The sequence below is a fragment of the Pseudoalteromonas sp. MIP2626 genome (assembly GCF_013414205.1).
Classification (GTDB): Bacteria; Pseudomonadota; Gammaproteobacteria; order Enterobacterales; family Alteromonadaceae; genus Pseudoalteromonas; species Pseudoalteromonas nigrifaciens.
This window is the reverse complement of record NZ_JAATTW010000005.1, coordinates 40,286-55,639: the sequence shown is the minus strand read 5'-3', so window position 1 is coordinate 55,639 and position 15,354 is coordinate 40,286. Positions and strand designations below refer to the sequence as shown.

18 protein-coding genes and 1 tRNA gene are annotated in these 15,354 nt (G+C 39.6%); 6 read left to right on the top strand and 13 right to left on the bottom strand.

The features are described from left to right. Positions 1-9 precede the first annotated feature (9 nt). The 4 genes from flgC to HC000_RS04900 form a co-directional block, all read right to left on the bottom strand. Entirely contained in the window at positions 10-441 is a 432-nt protein-coding gene (gene flgC, locus HC000_RS04915; RefSeq protein ID WP_011327464.1) for a flagellar basal body rod protein FlgC, read from the bottom strand. A 5-nt stretch (positions 442-446) separates the two neighbouring features. Beyond that, positions 447-854, bottom strand: coding sequence for a flagellar basal body rod protein FlgB (gene flgB, locus HC000_RS04910; protein WP_041454356.1), 408 nt, complete (start codon positions 852-854; stop codon positions 447-449). Between the two features lie 628 nt (positions 855-1,482). After that, positions 1,483-2,313 (bottom strand): protein-glutamate O-methyltransferase CheR, encoded by an 831-nt coding sequence (locus tag HC000_RS04905; protein WP_179807092.1) that lies wholly within the window; start codon positions 2,311-2,313, stop codon positions 1,483-1,485. Between the two features lie 20 nt (positions 2,314-2,333). Then, on the bottom strand, positions 2,334-3,269 hold the full coding sequence (locus HC000_RS04900) for a chemotaxis protein CheV (RefSeq protein ID WP_011327460.1): 936 nt from the start codon (positions 3,267-3,269) through the stop codon (positions 2,334-2,336). 138 nt (positions 3,270-3,407) lie between these two features. Between HC000_RS04900 and flgA the strand changes: the two genes are divergently transcribed. The 3 genes from flgA to flgN all read left to right on the top strand — a co-directional run bounded on the left by flgA (position 3,408) and on the right by flgN (position 4,936). Next, the gene (flgA, locus tag HC000_RS04895; RefSeq protein WP_011327459.1) at positions 3,408-4,115 is read left to right on the top strand and encodes a flagellar basal body P-ring formation chaperone FlgA; all 708 of its coding nucleotides are present in this window, start codon (positions 3,408-3,410) and stop codon (positions 4,113-4,115) included. A gap of 76 nt (positions 4,116-4,191) precedes the next feature. After that, a complete protein-coding gene (gene flgM, locus HC000_RS04890) occupies positions 4,192-4,512 on the top strand; it encodes a flagellar biosynthesis anti-sigma factor FlgM (protein WP_179807091.1) in 321 nt (106 codons plus the stop codon). Next, entirely contained in the window at positions 4,505-4,936 is a 432-nt protein-coding gene (gene flgN, locus HC000_RS04885) for a flagellar export chaperone FlgN (RefSeq protein ID WP_011327457.1), read from the top strand. Before flgM ends, flgN begins: the two co-directional genes overlap by 8 nt. Positions 4,937-5,039: 103 nt before the next feature. Here the strand turns inward: flgN and HC000_RS04880 are convergent, their stop codons facing one another. Next, positions 5,040-5,498 (bottom strand): LPP20 family lipoprotein, encoded by a 459-nt coding sequence (locus tag HC000_RS04880; protein ID WP_011327456.1) that lies wholly within the window; start codon positions 5,496-5,498, stop codon positions 5,040-5,042. Positions 5,499-5,653: 155 nt separating this feature from the next. Here HC000_RS04880 and HC000_RS04875 point away from each other — a divergent pair, with 155 nt between their 5' ends. After that, on the top strand, positions 5,654-6,847 hold the full coding sequence (locus tag HC000_RS04875; RefSeq protein WP_011327455.1) for a flagellar assembly protein FlgT: 1,194 nt from the start codon (positions 5,654-5,656) through the stop codon (positions 6,845-6,847). On the opposite strand, the gene HC000_RS04870 is transcribed toward HC000_RS04875, so the two are convergent. After that, on the bottom strand, positions 6,844-7,746 hold the full coding sequence (locus HC000_RS04870) for a LysR substrate-binding domain-containing protein (RefSeq protein ID WP_179807090.1): 903 nt from the start codon (positions 7,744-7,746) through the stop codon (positions 6,844-6,846). The genes HC000_RS04875 and HC000_RS04870 overlap by 4 nt on opposite strands. A 113-nt stretch (positions 7,747-7,859) precedes the next feature. Between HC000_RS04870 and HC000_RS04865 the strand changes: the two genes are divergently transcribed. Both HC000_RS04865 and HC000_RS04860 read left to right on the top strand, forming a co-directional pair. Continuing rightward, positions 7,860-8,588: a glutathione peroxidase gene (locus tag HC000_RS04865; RefSeq protein WP_179807089.1), complete on the top strand. Its 729-nt coding sequence runs from the start codon at positions 7,860-7,862 to the stop codon at positions 8,586-8,588. Positions 8,589-8,658: 70 nt separating this feature from the next. Beyond that, the gene (locus HC000_RS04860) at positions 8,659-10,107 is read left to right on the top strand and encodes a dihydrolipoyl dehydrogenase (protein WP_179807088.1); all 1,449 of its coding nucleotides are present in this window, start codon (positions 8,659-8,661) and stop codon (positions 10,105-10,107) included. 496 nt (positions 10,108-10,603) lie between these two features. On the opposite strand, the gene HC000_RS04855 is transcribed toward HC000_RS04860, so the two are convergent. The 7 genes from HC000_RS04855 to HC000_RS04825 form a co-directional block, all read right to left on the bottom strand. Then, a tRNA-Arg gene (locus tag HC000_RS04855) sits at positions 10,604-10,678 on the bottom strand. Between the two features lie 58 nt (positions 10,679-10,736). Further along, a complete protein-coding gene (locus HC000_RS04850) occupies positions 10,737-11,396 on the bottom strand; it encodes a FlgO family outer membrane protein (protein ID WP_179807087.1) in 660 nt (219 codons plus the stop codon). Positions 11,397-11,407: 11 nt separating this feature from the next. Next, positions 11,408-12,100 carry a FlgO family outer membrane protein gene (locus tag HC000_RS04845; RefSeq protein WP_179807086.1) on the bottom strand — a complete coding sequence of 231 codons (693 nt, stop codon included), beginning with the start codon at positions 12,098-12,100 and terminating at the stop codon, positions 11,408-11,410. Between the two features lie 13 nt (positions 12,101-12,113). Beyond that, positions 12,114-12,707 carry a FlgO family outer membrane protein gene (locus HC000_RS04840; protein WP_179807085.1) on the bottom strand — a complete coding sequence of 198 codons (594 nt, stop codon included), beginning with the start codon at positions 12,705-12,707 and terminating at the stop codon, positions 12,114-12,116. Positions 12,708-12,758: 51 nt separating this feature from the next. Further along, the gene (locus tag HC000_RS04835) at positions 12,759-13,412 is read right to left on the bottom strand and encodes an SPOR domain-containing protein (RefSeq protein WP_179807084.1); all 654 of its coding nucleotides are present in this window, start codon (positions 13,410-13,412) and stop codon (positions 12,759-12,761) included. A 178-nt stretch (positions 13,413-13,590) separates the two neighbouring features. Continuing rightward, entirely contained in the window at positions 13,591-14,469 is an 879-nt protein-coding gene (gene galU, locus HC000_RS04830; protein WP_179807083.1) for a UTP--glucose-1-phosphate uridylyltransferase GalU, read from the bottom strand. 23 nt (positions 14,470-14,492) lie between these two features. Next, positions 14,493-15,344: a thymidylate synthase gene (locus HC000_RS04825; RefSeq protein ID WP_011327444.1), complete on the bottom strand. Its 852-nt coding sequence runs from the start codon at positions 15,342-15,344 to the stop codon at positions 14,493-14,495. Between the last annotated feature and the right edge of the window lie 10 nt (positions 15,345-15,354).

The following is a 15,354-nucleotide window of genomic DNA, read 5'->3' as shown; positions in this document are numbered from 1 at the left end:
TACCCTCTGTTACCGCTGGCCTAGCAGCAGTGTTTTACTTAACATTTGCTTTGCTGCATCGGCAACTTGCACATTTGTTTGATACGAACGAGAGGCAGAAATCATGTTTGCCATCTCCTCAACAACATTAACGTTGGGTTTATAGATATAGCCATTTTCATCCGCACTTGGATGGTTTGGGTTATATTCGATTTGTAATGGTTTGTTGCTCTCAACAATGCCTAATACTTTAACGCCAACAGCGGAGCCCTGTGGATTACTTGCTGATGCTGAAGCTTTAGTAAGCTCAGCAGCAAATACAGGTTGTCGCGCTCGGTAAGTTTTATCCTGAGAAGAACTAATAGTATTCGCATTAGAAATATTACTTGCGGTAGTGTTTAAACGCACATTTTGTGCGCTCATACCAGAACCAGCAATATCAAAAACATTATATAAACTCATAATTATTATCCTTGGCTACCGAGTGCTTTTTTCAGACCTTTAAATCTGCCGCTTAAAAATTGCAAGCTGGCCTGATACTCCATAGCATTCTGTGCATACAAGTTTCGTTCCACCTGTATATCAACTGAGTTGCCATCACCTGTATCTGGTTGATTTGCATTACGAAACATTTCTGAACCACCAACTTCTTTACTACCACCGGCAATGTGTTTACTGTTGGTTCTAACCATACTATTGCCGCCTTGTTGGTGTGACTTTGCCGTTTTTAGTGCAGAGGCAAAGTCTATATCTTTTGCTTTATAGCCCGGCGTATCAGCATTAGCGATATTGGTAGCGAGCATTTCGGCTCTTTGCGAACGGATCAACATAGCGTGCGGGTGCACACCAAGCGCTTTATCAAAACTGATAGCCATAACCATCTCCAAAAAATTGACTTAGCTTGAACAAAGCAAGAAATAAGCCATTTAACTAATTTTTGTTTAAAGTTATTTACTAAACTGATTAAACATAGCTATTTAAAGTGCGGGTTTTAGGGAGATTTTAAGGCAATAAGTAAATTGATATGAGCCAATACAGTTATTATAAAAAATGCCAGCAGTTAAAAACTCTAAAGCACATTTGCACAATGGATGCGAATGGGAGTAAATGAGCAGTGATTTAAACAGATAATTTATCTATTTTTTCTTCTCTAAAGCGCAGCGCCCTCTTAGCCTCCTTGTGAATAAAGCATTAAAATATTATTTTGCACAAAGAGAAAACAATGAGGGGAAATGAGGAGTAACTTAAACATATAATCTAGTGGTTTTACCTCTCTAAAGCGCAGCACTTCATAGCCTTTTTGTGGATATATTTGCTTAAATATATTGGCAAAATGCGCTTTAAATAAGGGGAGGTGCGAAGCTATAACTTATACAGAGTGCTTGGTAATACGCAAAGCTTGGCTAATTACTTGCTGATCACTAAAACGAAAAACGACGCTAGATGCGTCGTTTAAATAATGCTTAAAATGTGCAAGTTGCTCGCACTTCACCACACTTGCAGTTATTTCTTTTGATAAATAATACCAGGGTTACATCTAACCATATCAAAATCGTTACTTAAACCACTCATCGATTCCGACGCACCTAAAAGTAAATAACCTTTAGGATTAAGTGCTTGAGAAAATTTAGCAATAATTTTTGCTTTTACTTCTGGTGCAAAGTAAATCAACACATTGCGGCAAAATATAATATCAAACTTGCCTAAAAGCGCGTATGAGTCGAGTAAATTAAGGTGTCTAAAGTTAACCTGCTTTTTTATTGGATCAATAACCTGAGCCATACCATTGCCGCTGTCTTTAAAAAACTTTTTACGGCGTTCTGCCGATAAGCCTCTGGCAAGTGCAAGCGCGTCGTATTCTGCATTTTTACACATATCGAGCATAGTATTTGATATATCGGTAGCCACTATTTGCGCTCCCATGCGTAAAACCCCAGGAGAACTTGTCTGAAACTCAGCAACCGACATAGCAATTGAATATGGTTCTTGACCAGAAGAGCTTGCCGCAGACCATATTTTTAATGGTCTGTTAAGCCCTTTAAATTCTGGAAACAGTTTAGTTTTTAATAACTCAAACGGATATTGATCTCTAAACCATAGGGTTTCATTGGTGGTCATTGCATCAACTACTGCAGCGCGTAATTGGCGCTCATGCAAACCCAACGTTTTATTTACTAGCTGTGATAAAGACTCAACATTAAATCGCTTCATTAACGGCGCTAAACGGCTTTTAACCAAGTATTGTTTGTTTTCGCCTAATACAATACCGCACTGTTGTTCTAAAAATAAGCGAAATTGATCGTATTCACTTTGCTGTAAATCTTTACTATTCAAATCAATAACACCTATATTTATTAATCACAATGAACCCATTTTCTTACTGCTGTTGCGAGTTCGTCGGGATTAAATTTTGCAATAAAGTCATCTGCACCTACTTTTTCAACCATGGCCTGATTAAACACGCCACTTAACGAGGTATGTAAAATAACATGTAATGGTGCCAATTTAGGATCGGCTTTTATTTCGGCGGTTAATGTATAGCCATCCATTTCAGGCATTTCTACATCCGAAATAAGTAACCCTACACGTTCTGTAATATCGTTTACGCAGTCATGTTCGGCTATTTCTTTTAATCGCTTAAGTGCTTCTTTACCATTTTTGGCAAGCTCAGTTTGAACGCCAAGTGGCTCTAATGCTCGCTTAACTTGGTTTCGTGCTACTGCTGAGTCATCGGCAATAAAAACAATTCGCTCGCCTAAATCTTTTTTAATGTCACCTTGTGTAGCCGCAACATCGGCACTTACTTCGGTATTAACTGGGCAAATTTCGTTTAATATTTTTTCTACATCTAAAATTTCAACTAATTCGTTTTCTATTTCAGTTACAGCAGTTAAGTAAGAATACCGGCCTGCACCTGGCGGTGGCGGCATTATTTTTTCCCAGTTCATATTTACAATACGCTCTACACCGCCAACTAAAAAGCCTTGAACGGTACGATTATATTCAGCAATAATTATAAAACTGTCTTTAATATTTTCAATTGGACGCCCACCCACAGCCATAGAAAGGTCGATAACCGAAATAGTTTGGCCGCGAATATGGGCAACACCACGAATGTAAGCATTTGATTTTGGCATATTGGTAAGAGGAGGACATTGCAGTACTTCTCTCACTTTAAACACATTAATCCCAAAACGCTGACGCCCTCTGAGTTTAAATAGTAGTAGCTCTAAGCGGTTTTGCCCCACCAACTGGGTTCGTTGGTTTACTGAGTCTAAAATACCTGCCATTCAAATCTCCTAAAAAACAAACTATACGGAACGATAATTGCTTTGAATCTATAAAGTCACATAATACAACGGGAGCGTCTACTTTTTGACGCTAAATATTTATACCCTGTTTTAACCTATAAGCATAGCCGAAACATTATGAGTTTGTTAAAAAAAATCAGAAGATACAGTGTTTTTTATGTTCTTACTAGCCTCTGTTTAACTTTGCCTTTAGAGGCAAAAGTATTTAGCAAAGACATATTACAACAAATGGCTATAACTCATGTTGCTGCGCAAATTAACAACCTTGATGAAAATAAAATACAGCTTAGTGCGTTACCGCTCGACCCCCGCACTCCCGATCGCAGTTGCGAATCAGAGCCTGAGTTATTACTCCCCAGCGATCCGCCTTTTAATCGCCAAGTAACATTACAAATAAAATGTAACGACACTAACAACTGGGCCCAGTATGTACACGTAAGAGTAACCGAAACGGCTCCTGTTGTAGTTGCTAATGTAAATTTAGCTCGCGGCGAAGTAATAACTGCGGCGCATTTAAGTATTGAAATGCGCTCAACTCACTTTATCAGAGTACAATATTTAGATAACCCAGCATTATTAATAGGCAGCCGAAGTAAACGAAATATACGCAGCGGAATGCCACTTTTACTTAGCCAAATATGCATGGTGTGCAAAGGCGATGCTGTAAATATTAATGCTAATATTAAGGGCTTAAAAGTTAAAACAACCGGTATTGCACTTGAGGATGGTAGCCTTGGCGAGCAAGTTAAAGTAAAAAACAAAAAAACCGGTAAAGTTTTAAATGCACGCGTAGATGGTGTAGAGTCTGTACAAGTTAATATATAATTTAAATTTATACTAAAGTATCTTATGTATATGCCGATAACTTGGCATTAGTTGGGTAATATACAGGTTTAATATTATGGTAGGTCAAGTTAATAAAAGTAATCAACAAGCAAATGTGTTAACTAACACTAAGCAGCAAAAAGTTGATATACAAAGAGATAATGCAAATACGCAAGCTGCACAGTCTTCGGCGCCTAAAGCTGCCAGCGACTCTGTAAGCTTAACCCCGCAAGCTAAACAGCTAAAAACTCTGCAAGATAAAGCGCAGCAGTCTCCTGGTTTTGATACCGATAAAGTGGCAGAGCTTAAAAAAGCAATCACTGAGGGTAAATACCAAATAGACAGCGAAAAACTTGCAAAAAACCTAGCTGAATTTGAGTTTAACGTTTATGGCTGATCACAATAGTTTAATTACTATTAAACTAAATGAGCAACACAATTGCTTAGAGTCGCTTAATATTTTATTAAATGACGAGCTAACATCTATTGCCTCGCGCCGTGGTGAAGGTTTAAAAGAAATTGCCCAACAAAAAATGTCTTTTTTAACCACGCTAAGCAACCTCGATAAAGAGCTCAACAAGTTGATTGCCAATAACGATGAGCAAACAACCGAGATCACCGATTTAATTAAACTTATACGCAGCAAGCTTGAGCAATGCCAAAAGCAAAATGAAGTAAATGCCCACGCAGCGCATCAAGCACAATTAAGCGTTAAACAATTAAAAGATATTTTAATTGGTGCCCCCTCTTCTATGACCTACGACCAAGCCGGTAGTGTAATAAACACCGATAATAATTTGGTACGTAATTTAAAAGCTTAATTAAAAAACTTAATTAAAAATAACGTCCTACATAATAAAAAAGCCTTAACTGTTGATCAGCTAAGGCTTTTTTGTTTTTAGAGTTACTAACGTTTTTAGGGGGCTAGTAATAAGTTACTTTTTTAACTTCTCGGGGTTTAATTTCGCCTATGTACAGGTCGTGCACGCGCTTCATATTTAGTTCAAGCTCAGTTATATAGGTGTCGTCTACCGCGTAGGCTTTTATAACTTGTGCGCCTTTAATAATGCCCTGCACTTTGCTTTGTAGGTAATCGTCTTGTGCTATTGAACCTGCAACTGTAGTACCTGCGGTAATTTGTTGCCCATACACTTGCTCTGCAAGCTCTCGATACGCTTCTAGCTTAGAAGCTTTAATAGCCATTAACTGCTTTTGCGACTTATTAACACCCGACTGCAGGCTAATAGGTGCATAACCCACGGCTTTTAATACCGGATAATTGTTTGGCTCTACATATTTGTATTCAACGTGCTTATCAAACATATTGCTACACCCACTTAAGGTTATGCATCCTAACGTGATAAGTAATGGCATTACTCGCATAGTACCTAGCCCTAAAAAACAAATTAAATAATTATACGATACTTATGCAGGTTTAATGCCATTGACACTTAAGTGGTATTTACTCACAAATAATATTGGTACGCTCCTTGCTGTATAACTTATGCTAATAGCTAAAATTTAACTGGAGTAAATGTATGAATTCGTTTTTATCATCGGTATTTGCAGGATTAAGCGCAACTGCTTTATTAACGTTTTCGCCTTTTACTGCAGCGCAGTGGTATGAATCGACCGGCCATGCACAAGTTAAAAGTAGCGATGTAGGCGCAGCTAAATCTGCAGCAATTAAAGATGCCATTACACAAGCGTTAGTGTTCTCTGGTGCGCGGGTAAGCTCGGTACAAACCTTAGTAGACGGCGTGCTAATGCAAGATCAGCTTAAAATAAGCAGCCATGGCGAAATTCAAAAAATAGAACTTGTGAGCGAAGAACGTCATAATAATCAGCTAGCTATTACACTACGCTTAGATATTTTTGCGCAAACAGAGCAATGCCCACAAAGTAGTTTTAAAAAGTTTGTGGCCGTTACCCAAAGCCAGCTTAATCATCGTGAACAAGCCCGCATGGGTCAAATATTTGACATAGATAAAGCGGTTAGCAAAAATATTTATACCGCATTGCAAAAGTCAAAAATGAGCGCTGTACCAATCGCTTATTACAATAACGCTATAAAGGTCGATAAGTATTTTTCGCAGCAACACGACTACTCTAATGCGCAACTAGAAGATATTTCCTCGCGTAGTAACGCGCAGTACGTTTTATTAAGCCAAATAACCAATCTATCAACTAGCGATAAGCTCAATAGCGACTATGCCTTTTGGCAAGACGAAAGCTATCAACGTAGTTACCAAATAGAGTTTACCCTTTTTGATGGCACTACTTATGAACAGCTTTGGCAAAATAGCTATAAAAACCAAGCTATTTGGCCATTTGAAAAAACCGCTATTGTTGATGTTAACAGTAGTATGTTTTGGCAATCACCCTATGGGCAAAGCATAAACGATATAAACCAAACGCTAAGTTACGATTTACAATCAGCTATGGCCTGCTTGCCTACTCAAGGAAAAATTATGCACCTTGATCAGGGCAACATAGTGATTAACTTAGGTAAAGCGCACGGCCTTAAAAAAGGCCAACTACTTAGCATAGCGCACCACAATTACCTAACAGACGCGTTAGGCAATACTATGCCACATAAAGTGATTACCCTTAATAGCATTCGTGTTGAGCAGTTGTATCAACAAAGTGCCATTGCGGTAAGCATTAATAATGCACCACTTCCGGGCGTGCAAATTAACGATATAGTCGAAATAGTTAGCCAAAACCTTTAATTCAAGACTTTAGTTAATTTAGCCTTTAAATTAGGGTGAGCCGACAACCATTCACCCAATTGCTCAACCCCCGATAAATGCGGGTAATGCTTCCTACATGCAAATACTATATTGCGCTGCTGATTAGGGTAAATAGCCAAATAATTAACCCCTACTCGCTCAGTACAAGCCAATTTAGGCACAAATGTAACCCCGTCATCCATAGCCACCAGCGCCAGTAATGTTTCTAAACTATTACCCTGATACTGGCTCGACACATTAACTCCTGCCGAAAAACAAAACTGTTGGGCTTGATCTTTAAAGCAATGGCCATCACTTAACATTAATAGGCTGCATCCTTGTAATTCGCGCAGCGCTACTTTTTTTTGCTGAGCTAATGAATTATCGTGTGATACAGCCACTAAAAAATCTTCTTTGTATAAATTAACGCTATGGTACTTTTTGAGCTCGGGTACATCAGCCAAAATTGCAAAGTCGAGCTCACCGTCATCTAGCGCTTCTAAAATTGTAGCGGTTTGCATTTCAATAAACGAAAAGCGACTATTAATAAACGCCTCTTTCATTGAAGTGAGTAATACCGGCAGTAAATAAGGCGCAATGGTTGGAATAATACCAATAGTTAACTTACCCTGTAGCGGCTCGTTTGACGTAGCAGCAAGCTCTTTAAGTATTTGTGTTTGTTCTAAAATAACATTAATTTGTGTTAATAAACGCTCGCCTTTAGCGGTTAATGTTACCTGCTTAGTAGAGCGATCAAATAAAGTAACACCTAGCTCCTGTTCAAGTTTTTTTACTTGGCCACTTAAGGTAGGCTGGCTTACAAAGCACGCATCGGCCGCTTTACGAAAGTGCTTAAAGTGCGCTATGGCTTTTACATACTCTAAATCTTTTAAGTTCATATTCATTACCAGGCTGATAGCTTATACCTATCACTTTAATACAAACAAACGATTGGAACTATATTTAAATCACCGCCATAATGGCTATCAACAAATCAAGAGGAACAAAAATTATGTTAAACAATATTGAAGGCAAAAAAATCCCAAGCGTTACATTTGCAACTCGTCAAAACGATGAATGGAAATCAGTAACAACAGACGACATTTTTAAAGGTAAAACGGTTGTTGTATTTTCACTACCGGGTGCATTTACACCAACGTGTTCGTCTACTCATTTACCACGTTACAACGAACTGGCTGGCGTACTTAAGCAAAACGGCGTTGACGAAATTGTATGTTTATCGGTAAACGACACCTTTGTAATGAACGCATGGGCTGAGCATCAAGAAGCGCAAAACATTACTTTACTACCAGACGGTAACGGCGAATTTACTGACGGCATGGGCATGTTGGTAGACAAAAACGACCTAGGTTTTGGTAAGCGCAGCTGGAGATACTCTATGCTTGTAAAAGATGGCGTGATCGACAAAATGTTCATCGAACCAGATTTACCAGGCGACCCGTTTGAAGTATCTGACGCAGATACAATGCTTGATTACATCAACCCTAAGCAAGCTAAACCAGAGCCAGTAACTGTATTTACTAAACCTGGTTGTCCGTTCTGTTCAAAAGCTAAAGCGCTTCTTACAGAAAAAGGCTTTGCATTTGAAGAAATTGTTATGGGCTCAGGCGCATCACTAACAAGCCTTAAAGCAGTATCTGGCCGTGAAACCGTTCCACAAGTATTTATTGGCGGTAAGCACATTGGTGGCTCAGACGATTTAGAAAAATACTTTGCTTAATTAATAATTTTGCTCAATTAGTAAATATAAATAGGGGCACTGGTTGCCCCTATTTTATAAGGAAAAAATAATGAAAGAATTGCAAACCGACGTTGTTGTTATTGGTGCGGGTACTGCGGGTTTAAGTGCTTATCGTAATGCTAAACAATTTACAAATAACGTACTTATGATCGAATCAGGCCCTTACGGCACTACCTGCGCACGAGTTGGTTGCATGCCGAGTAAATTATTAATTGCAGCTGCTGAAGCTGCGCACTCAATCACAATGGCACCTGCATTTGGTGTACACAGCTCTGCACCACGTATTAATGGTAAAGAAGTGATGGCACGCGTTAAAAGCGAACGCGACCGCTTTGCCGGATTTGTAGTAGAAGCTGTAGATGAGCTTCCAAGCGATGACAAAATTCGTGGCTATGCTAAATTTTTAGACGCAAACCGCATACAAATAGATGATCACACCATAATTACGGCTAAACGCTTTGTTATAGCAACCGGCTCACGCCCTTCATACCCAGGCGTATTTAATAATTTTGGCGACAAATTAATTATAAACGACGACGTATTTGACTGGGACGACCTTCCAGAATCAGTAGCCGTATTTGGCCCAGGTGTTATAGGCCTTGAAATTGGCCAAGCACTGCACCGTTTAGGCGTTAAAGTAAAATTATTTGGTGTTGGTGGTGCAATTGGCCCCCTTACCGACCCAGTAGTAAAAGACTACGCAAACACCGTATTTGCCGAAGAATTTTTTGTTGATACCGACTCAAACGTATCCGACATGATGCAAGTAAACAACAAAGCGCAGCTTACTTACACCGACAAACAAGGTGCTAAACACACCGAGCAATTTGACTACGTACTTGCCGCAACGGGGCGCGTACCAAACACAGATAAACTCGGCTTAGAAAACACCGGTATTGAACTTGATGAGCGCGGCGTACCTGTTGCTAATGCTAAAACAATGCAATGTGGCGATTCAAATATATTTATCGCAGGCGACGCCAGTAATATGCTGCCACTATTACACGAAGCATCCGATCAAGGCCTAATTGCAGGCCAAAATGCTGGACGCTTCCCAGATGTACAACCTGGATTACGCAGAGCAAAAATTGCCGCCGTATTTAGCGACCCGCAAATAGCCATGGTTGGCGAAAGTTATAAAGAGATCACCACTCGTTTAGGCAGCTGCGACTGCTTTGAAATAGGCGAAGTAAGCTTTGAAAACCAAGGCCGCAGCCGCGTCATGCTTAAAAACAAAGGCTACATGCGTGTTTACGCCGAGCAAGGCACAGGGTTATTTTTAGGGGCAGAGTTTATCGGCCCACAAGCCGAGCATTTAGCTCACCTACTAGCATGGGCGGTGCAAAACAAAATGACCGTACCACAAATGTTAGAAATGCCTTATTACCACCCAGTGATCGAAGAAGGGCTACGCACAGCGCTGCGCGACTTAAACGCCAAACTTAAATTTGGCCCAGACATTGTAAATTCATGTATGGAATGTGGCCCAGGGGCATAAGCTTAGGGCTTAGGGCTTAGGGCTTAGGGCTTAGGGCTTAGGGCTTAGGGCTTAGGGCTTAGGGCTTAGGGCTTAGGGCTTACAAGGCTAAATAAAAATAATCAGCGAGTAAATTTATTTACTCGCTTTTTTATGCTCAACTTAAAGCGAGTGACAACCAATCGATAATGCAAAACAGCGATATTAATTGATAACATAATTTTTCGTTGGGTTTCGCTTCGCTCAAGCCAACCTACGTAAAAATTAACCACCCATGTTACGTTTAACACGACTCGCCAGCGCGACAAAACCTGAATAAAGTTTTTATATCACGACCTAGCTTTAACTTAGTGCTGTAATATTTATTCGACTGAAGTGATAAATTGAATTAGATGTTTAAAATACAGAAGTATTAATAATCTTTTTTTGAAAATGAATGCCTGAGTTAGCACAGCTACATATGTGCTAGATGAAGTTTGAACTTCAAAGCACCAACCCCGTAACTCATTGATTTTACTGGTAGCCCCTGCAAGAATCGAACTTGCAACTGCCCCTTAGGAGGGGGCCGTTATATCCATTTAACTAAGAGGCCTAAACTGAGGCTAAAATTATAACGGCATTGTCTTTTTTGGATCAAGTGAAAACTGAGTTTAATTACTTGATAAGTAGATATCTTCTTTGTTTAAAACGTATATTGGTATAAATTTTCGGCTACTGGCAACGACTTGTTTATTATTTACGTTTATAACTCGGGTATTCACTGTAACGCCATTGGCGCGGTATATTAACGTACCACCGAGTACATGGCTTGCCATATGCTTTTTGCTAAGGTTTTTTATGTCTCGTGAAAAAACAAAGTCGCCACGACGATTAACGTTTATTGCATCACTCGTTTTAAAATCAACCACCCCATAACCAAACTTTTGTAGTTGATGAATGAGTGTTTCTGATATTTGGTTACCCAGCTGGTTGCTGTTATTTAAGGTGGCATCTAAATCGACTATGCTTGTTACCGCTATATTTATGCTCTCATCAAGCTCACTGCTAGACTCTAGGGTGTCGACTAAATCAAGCGCCATTTGCTCTACATAATTAACCAGGGTTTTATGATGTTTTAACGGCGTAAATTGTCGCGACGAGTCGTATTCGCTCTGCGTTTGTAGCCCTTGTGCATGCTCATAACGAGCATTCACATCAAAATGAGTGTCTGCATTATTAGTTTTAACCTGCTTATTATTACCCGCAGTAGAGCACCCTGCTAATCCTAGCAGGATAAATAATGCGGTAACGCTATTTAATTTGTAACCCATTATTGCCTCACTCATTTACTGGCTTGTTTAAGCATAATGCCATCGGTTCTGTAGCTACTATTAAGTGCATCAACCACTGACTGAGGAATAAAGCCTTGCGCTGTTCCTACTACGGCTTTACTAGCTAAGCCAATAATACGTGCATTTACAAGCACACCACCTTGATGGCTTACTAAAGTACCGGCTAAAACATAGTTAAAGTTTTGATCTTGGTTTAGCTCAAGGTAGTCGCGGCTAAATACAAAATCGCCGCTTGGAGTTACGCGCATATAATCGGTAGTTTTAAAGTCGATAACAGGTATGCCAAAGCTGTGTAGTTCATGCATGAAACTTTCGGCAATTTGATTTCCTAACAAACTTGCGTCGTTGTAATCATCATCTAAAAACACAAAACTTGAAACGGCCAGTGGTGTTTTTTCGTTCACATATTGTAGGTTTTCTACCATGCTTTGCATTATGCCACGCACATAATGATTAATGTTTTTACGTGATAGCGTGCTCGATTTTGAATAATTAGTATGTTGCCCTAACCCCGACTGATATACCTGATTGTCGGTCATTGGGGCTGCCACTGCACGCTCGCCATTAGCCAATTGTACTGAGTTGTTTTGATTTTTTTGTGTGGTGTCTGAGTTCATGCCTGTTAGCATTTGTGAGCACCCAAAGCCCAATGGCAAACATAATGTAAGTAATAGCTTTTTCATTTTGTGCTCCTAATTAGTATTCGCTGCGATATAAGTAATTATCGCGTTGCTGAACTTTTTCACTGCCCCACATTACATTAATCGGGATTTCGGTACTGCCAGCCGATAAAACGTGTTTAGTGTTAATATTAACCAGTCGGGCATTAACAATGTAAGCATGTTGCTGGCGCGTAACTGTGCCGGTAATAATTAAGTCAATATTCTGACGTTCGCGTAGTTGAGTTACATCTCTGCTAAGCGCGCTATCAGCGTTAGATGATAAATTTATATTATTACTTAAACGGTACTCAACGGTGTTATATCCCAATTGAGTGAATTGCGTTAGCAGGCTTTCTTGAATTTGTTGGCTCAAACCTTCAGCTTGGCCGCTGGGAAGCTTTGAATCTAGCGCGTTTGCGTAATAAAAGCTGCTTACCCCTATGCGAGAATTACTGCTTAAAGGCCCTTTAAAGTGACTAAGCTGATAAGTTAAGTTATTTACGTAGTCGTTAACCGTATAAGGTGCCATGGCTGCTTTACGCGCAGGTGTGCTCACACTTGGTTCAGGCTGTGGTATTAAGCTACATGCTGCTAAGTTTACTAATAATAACGGTAATAAAAGGCGCATAGTTGCCATCCTCAAAAAACATGACAATAACAAAGCAATTACTATGCCTATTTATAGTTTTAATGGTTGTTCTGTGTAATTACTAACAATGCAGCCCACTTGGTGCTGCTTTAGTATGTCGCAATCTGCCGTTGCATTTTTTTGAAGTTTATAAGCGCCAATTTTTAAGCGATAAAAAGTAACCCCTTTAACCTTTGCGGTTTCTACGTTGGCAATAAATGGGCTTGCTAATAGTTTTGTAGCCTTAGATTTCACTTCATTATAACTTTGGGTTAATCGTATCCAATCGGTAACCGATGCGACCTGCAGGGCAAACAATGGCTGTATTACTTTAGGTTGTACGGTTGCTTTGGCTTGCACATTAACAGCCTCTTCTGACGCTGTAGTGTCTTGATTTAGGTTGCTCCTCTCTTGCTTTAAATTACTTTGTGTTGTCGACTCTCGTTGCGCTACCTCATTTAATTGGCTAATAAGTAACTTTAAATCGTGTTCAATAACAAGCAAACGTCTAACGCCTGCTTTGGCTTGTTGCCATTGTTGAGATGATGCTCTTAATTGCGCTAATTCTTCTGCCGAAATAGCAACCTCATTACTAGCCTTATTTGTGGTAGTAGCATTGTTTTGAGCCTCTTTAACTTTACTACTGCATCCGCAAAGTACTATAAGGCTAAGACTTAACAATTTTATTAAGTGTTTTTTTATCATGTGACTTTCCTATAGATTTTTATTACACATTAGCCTCAATTTCATTAAAAACATGATCACTTTAACGAATTAAATAACTCACTATTACTGTTTATCACTTACGCGATGAATAATTACTATACAACAAAAAAGACGCCATATAGGCGTCTTTTAGTTACTTTTATAAAAAGTAGGTATGTTAAATTAATGTTTTAATAAACGTTTTTAACTCGTCAGCAAATTCTTCACGACGCAGTGCAAACTCAATAGTTGCTTTAAGATAACCAATTTTACTACCACAATCGTGGCTGCGCCCTTTAATTGCGTATGCATCAACAGTTTCGTGTTGCATTAGCATGGCAATAGCGTCAGTAAGCTGAATTTCGTTACCAGCTCCTTGTGGGGTTTTAGCGAGTAATGGCCAAATATTTTTACTTAATACATAGCGCCCTACTACTGCAAGGTTTGATGGTGCTTCGTTAACTAGTGGCTTTTCTACCATGTTATGAATTGGCGAACTTTCGCCTTGTTTTAGCTCAACACTGCCTAAGTCAACAACACCAAATTGATCAACTTCAGCCATTGGAACTGGCTCTACCATTATTTGGCTATGTTGAGTTTGCTCAAAGCGGCTGATCATTTCGGCCAAGTTATCTTTACTAAGATCGCTTTCCATATCATCAATTATTACATCGGGTAAAATAACCACAAATGGTTCGTTACCTATAATTGGCGCTGCACAGTTAATTGCATGCCCTAGGCCTTTGGCCTCGCCTTGGCGTACTTGAATAATGGTTACATCTTTAGGACAAATAGACTGTATTTCGGCAAGTAGCTGTCGTTTTACTCGTTTTTCTAGTGTGGCTTCAAGCTCAAAACTGGTGTCGAAGTGGTTTTCGATTGAGTTTTTACTTGAATGCGTTACCAATACTATTTCTTTAATACCTGCGGCAACGGCTTCGTTAACTACGTACTGAATTAGTGGACGGTCAACAACCGGTAGCATTTCTTTTGGAATTGCTTTGGTGGCTGGTAACATGCGAGTTCCGAGGCCCGCTACGGGGATCACTGCTTTCATGGTGTTTTCCTTAATCTGTTTTGTTATACCGAAAATGGGTATTGAATAGCTTCGTGACACTCATAACCTGTCACTTCAAAGTCATCGCGTGTTACCCAGGTTTCTATATCGTTTAGTGATTTAATGTTTGGATTAATTTTTAACTGCGGCGATGCAAATGGCTCGCGTTTTAACTGCACATCGCGCATTAGCTCAAGCTGGTTTTCATAAATATGCGCGTTGGTAATTTTATGATACGCCTTACCCGCTTTATGCCCAGTAATTTGCGCCACTAATGCCAGTAATACAAAACACTGAATTTGATTAAAATTAAGCCCTAGCGGTACGTCGCAGCTGCGCTGAATTGACGTTAAATAAAGTGTGTCACCTAATAATGAAAACGTGTGGGTGTGCATACACGGGCGTAAACAGCCAAGCTCAAATTCGCCTGGGTTGTAAAAACTAATTATTTCACCGCGATCGTCTATACCATTTTTTAAGTTATTAATTACTTTTGCTAGTTGGTCTAGCGTTGAGCCATCTGGGCGCTGCCAAGCACGCCCTTGTACGCCATAAACACGCCCCATGTCGTCCTCACCTTTACGGTGCGGATTATTAAGCCAAGCGCTATTTTCGTTTGCGTTTGCATCCCAGGTTTTACAGCCTATTTCGCGAAACTGTGCCGCGCTATCGTAGCCACGCAAGTAACCGAGTAATTCGGCAATAGCTGCTTTGTAATAGCTTTTACGTGTGGTGATCATAGGAAACTGATTATTCGCCACATCGTACTCTAAATCGGCGTTGATCACAGTTAAACAGCGTGTGCCCGTACGTTTGTTTTCTACCCACTGGCCTTCATCAACAATACGCTGACATAATTGTAAATATTGTTTCATGGTATTTATT